The sequence below is a fragment of the Nocardia sp. NPDC003345 genome, assembly GCF_053589395.1.
Genome location: NZ_JBSFRU010000450.1, coordinates 1 through 3,926 on the forward strand (window position 1 = coordinate 1; position 3,926 = coordinate 3,926).

3 protein-coding genes are annotated in these 3,926 nt (G+C 69.3%); 2 read left to right on the top strand and 1 reads right to left on the bottom strand.

What is annotated here, in order from left to right; all coding sequences use genetic code 11:
* The first annotated feature begins 89 nt into the window (after positions 1–89).
* Together ACWDU1_RS30355 and ACWDU1_RS30360 are read left to right on the top strand one after the other, a co-directional pair.
* Complete coding sequence (locus tag ACWDU1_RS30355; RefSeq protein ID WP_450003722.1) at positions 90–713, top strand: TetR/AcrR family transcriptional regulator; 624 nt, start codon at positions 90–92, stop codon at positions 711–713.
* Between the two features lie 238 nt (positions 714–951).
* Positions 952–1,827 (top strand): NAD(P)-dependent oxidoreductase, encoded by an 876-nt coding sequence (locus tag ACWDU1_RS30360; RefSeq protein WP_450003724.1) that lies wholly within the window; start codon positions 952–954, stop codon positions 1,825–1,827.
* A 79-nt stretch (positions 1,828–1,906) separates the two neighbouring features.
* Here ACWDU1_RS30360 and ACWDU1_RS30365 read toward each other — a convergent pair whose 3' ends face one another.
* Positions 1,907–3,691 carry an Eco57I restriction-modification methylase domain-containing protein gene (locus ACWDU1_RS30365; protein ID WP_450003726.1) on the bottom strand — a complete coding sequence of 595 codons (1,785 nt, stop codon included), beginning with the start codon at positions 3,689–3,691 and terminating at the stop codon, positions 1,907–1,909.
* Between the last annotated feature and the right edge of the window lie 235 nt (positions 3,692–3,926).

A 3,926-nucleotide genomic window follows, 5' to 3' on the forward strand; every position in this document is an offset into this window, starting at 1 on the left:
GAACTCGATCTCCCGCCGGAGTGATACCGGGCACGAAACCAACGCGCAGGTCATATCGCGCGAAACCGGTCCGATAGGGTGTGGTAACCATGCCACCCGTACCGCCGATCCTGCAGCGCATCCTGGCCGAACCCGCCGCCGACAGCGGGAAGATCCTCGACAGCGCGTTATCGGCGTTCCTGGACTTCGGGATCAAACGCACCAGCATGGGTGAGATCGCCCGGCGGGCCGGGATCAGCCCGGCCACGCTGTACCGGCGCTTCGAATCCAAGAGCGACCTGGTGGAAGCGGTGACCATCCGGGAGGCGCAGCGGTTCGTCACCAAAATCGACAACCGGGTACGGGGCGTGGCCGGCTCCGAGGACCAGCTGGTCGAGATCTTCGTCGCCTTCATCTCGGCGATCGCCGGGAACCCGCTGCTGCTGCGCCTGCTGCGCACCGAGCCGGATCTGATCCTGCCCCGCCTCACCACCGAGGCCGCCCCCATCCTGGCTCTCGGCCGCACCTACCTCGCCGCCAAACTGCGCGAACTGCACGAACACGGCGCCGGCGTCGATTTCGATCCCGACCTGGTCGCCGAGATCATGGCCCGGCTGGCCCAGTCGCTGGCGCTCACCCCCGACGGCCTCATCCCCATCGAGGACGAGGCCGCGGGCCGCGAATTCGCCCGCCGCACCCTGCTGCCGATGGTGTCCGGGCACACCACCGGCTGAGCCCGGCCGGCTCCGAGCTTCACCGCCGGCGAGAGACGAGAGGCCGGACGCACCCTCGGCCGGCGGATAACGGGTGATCCAGCTCACTCCCTGCGCGAGCGCGGCCTTCCGACCTCGTTCCGAACCTCGAGGTTGGTAACCGGACCTCGAGGTGCGGTCTTGCCCGACCGTATCGCGGCGATCAGGATCGGGTCCGGCGCTCAGCCGATTCCACGCCGATCCGTGAGGAGCGATCACCATGTCTCGAACAGCCGGTTCTGTGACCGTTATCGGGCTGGGCCCGATGGGACGGGCCATGGTCGAATCACTGCGCGCCGCGGGCCGCGCGGTCACCGTGTGGAACCGAAGCCCGGAAAAGGCCGACGCTATGGCGGAATTCGGTGCCGAACGTGCCCATACCGTCGCACAGGCGCTGGACGCCGGCGAAGTGATCGTGGTCAGCCTGACGGATTACGCGGCCATGTACGAAGTGCTCGAACCTGCCGTCGATCACCTACCCGGCAAGGTCGTGGTCAACCTCTCATCGGATTCGCCGGCGGAGACCGGCGCGGCACAAGCCTGGGTCAGTGCACGAGGCGGTCGATTCCTCGCCGGAGGGGTTATGGCCGACAGCGCGGGCGTCGGGGGCGCGGATGCCTACATCTTCTACAGCGGCCCCCGCGAGGTCTTCGATACATGCGCCGAGGTGCTCCGTCCGCTCGGACGTCCCGAGTACCTCGGTGCCGATATCCGGACTGCGCAGCTGTACTACCAGGCCGTCCTCGCCATGTTCCAGTCGGGGCTGCTGGCGTTCGAGCAGGCCCTGGCCATGATCGAACGTTCGGGCGAACCGATCGAGCGGTTCCTTCCCTACGCGCAGCGATCGATGGGCGATATGACGGAGTTGTACACCGCGGTGGCGGCCATGGCAGCCACCGGCGGATGGCGTGACATCGGCCATCTGCGCATGATGACGGCAGGTGCCCGGCACGTTGTGCAGACCACCGCTGCCGCCGGCGTGGACACGGAACTGTCCCGCGCGGTGCACAGCCACTGGGATCGGGCGTTGGCCGCGAGCCGGCAAGCCGGCGTACCGGTATCGACCTTCCAGTTGCTTCGGGGCGACGCGGAGTAGCGATCGGCTCGATATCCGGGCGGTCTGTCCCAGCTCCCGAAACGTCAGGCCGTGCCCCGGATGCCGCCGAGATTCGCCGTCACAACGCGAAGGCCCGGTTCACGAGGTCGTCCAGTTCCGGCTCACCCGGCATATCGGCGGCGGCGTTCTCGGCCAGCATCCGGACCCGCCGCACGATCGCGGCCGCGGCGGGCGTCGCGGGGTCCGGTAGCGGCAGCCGCGATACGTACTGGGTTATCCAGCGTCGGCGTCCGGAGTACAGCCGGTTACCGCAGACCGCGTCGTAGAATCGCAGTCCCAGCGCCGAATTCGCCACCCCCATCATCAGGCACGCGAGATCCTCGGCCCCGCTGTCGCCGCCCAGATCGGCCAATGAGATCCAGTAGCAGTCGCCGTTGACCACCGCGCCCGACCGGTCGAGCGCGAACCGCGGCCGGTCGCTGATATCGGGGAACACCACCTTGGGCACCCGCCACAGATGCGGGCGCTGCGGCACCCAGTGCTCGAACCACTGCCGGCCCGCACCGGTGAGATAACCGCGTGCGGCCAGCAGTTCCCGGTGCTGTTCCAGGTAGGCGGCGGTTCGCGGATAGCGGGACAGATCCACCGGCACCCGCCGGGTCCGGTCCGGCTCGTACGGGTAGAGCACCCGGGTGGCGCGCACCCGCTCGATCCGCCAGGGCCGCAGATCGTGATGGGTGATCAGATCGCGCAGCAATTCCGGTTCCTCGGCGGGATCGCCCCACTGCGCGGCGATGAAAACACGGTCGGCATTGGTCTTGATCCCCACCCGGATACGTCCGAGGTCCCCGAACGTATGCCACATACGCTCCGAGACCGAGCGCAACCAGTCGTCGTGCCCCACCCGGGCCATCCGCCACCCCACCGCGGCCGCTTCCGGCCCCGCCGCTGTTTCCAGCTCCCCCACCGTCACAGCGAACCTGCGGCCCTGCCGCCGCACCGTGGCGTCGGCCTCGCCGCACAGTGCCGCGAACAGACCACGGTCATCCACCCGATCGGAGCCGACCCAGCCCGACACCGATCCGTCCGGCGGGATAGCCGTACCGGCGCCGGGCGGCCGTCCTCGCAACTCCCGAACTCCTACCGACCCGTCCACCGGATACGCGACCTGGTCACCGCCGTCCCCTCGCAGTTCGTCCTCGTATACCGAGACGTACCGGCACGTTCCGCGTGCCCCGCCCCGCACCGCGATCGTCACCGCCGGCAACACCGCCGCCTCGAACAGCTTCGTGTCACCGAGGTCGTACAACTCCACCGGCGACAGCTCCCCCAGCAGCACGGACCGCAGATTCGCACCCGCCTTCGTGGTCAGGAATCGATTCGCGCACAACAGCCCCAGCACACCCCCGGGGACCAATAGCCGCGGCAACGCCGCCACGAACGGGTGGGTCAGATCGATCCGCCCCCGCAACCCGAACTGCCCCCGCAGCGCCTCCGCCGCCGCCCCACCCAGCTGCTGAGTGCGCACATACGGCGGATTCGCGATCACCGCGTCGAACGATTCACCGGCCAACCCCGTGCATTCGGCCAGAAAATCGCCTCGCCGCCACTGCGCCATCACCCCGTCGCCCGTGGCCCGCCGCCGCGCCACCGCCAGCCCGTCCGGATCGAGGTCGTACCCCACCAGCTCCACCCGGGTTCCGGGAAAACGCGCGTCCAGCGCCTGCCGCATCGCGAACAGCAGCTCACCCGCCCCACACGCGGGATCCAGCACCCGTATCGCCGGCCGCCCCGCCGCAACCCGCGTCACCACCCGCTCGGCCAGGAACCCCGCCAGGTCGGCGGGCGTGTAATGCCGACCGTGCCGTTTACGCTCGCGAGCCCCCGCTGCATCGCGTCCCATCCGCGTATTCTCGTCGCCGGCCACCCCCACCGGACCCTTTTGCGCGCAATCGGCGCGCCCCGGGCCCGCGCAATATCCCAGCCGACGATGTCCTTGTCGATGGCACGCGCCCGCGAAACCCGGCCCGGCCTCTCCACAGCGCCGAGTTCAGCGAGACCCACAAAGGGTTCGGCCCGCGTCTGCTGTCAGCGCTCGAAGCAAAGCGGCGCAGCCGCCAGTCTCGAGCGCTGACAGC

Bases quoted from the DNA above. Each gene is read 5' to 3' on its own strand.
- ACWDU1_RS30355 (WP_450003722.1), top strand. From the start codon at position 90: ATGCCACCCGTACCGCCGATCCTGCAGCGCATCCTGGCCGAACCCGCC.
- ACWDU1_RS30360 (WP_450003724.1), top strand. From the start codon at position 952: ATGTCTCGAACAGCCGGTTCTGTGACCGTTATCGGGCTGGGCCCGATG.
- ACWDU1_RS30365 (WP_450003726.1), bottom strand. From the start codon at position 3,691: ATGGGACGCGATGCAGCGGGGGCTCGCGAGCGTAAACGGCACGGTCGG.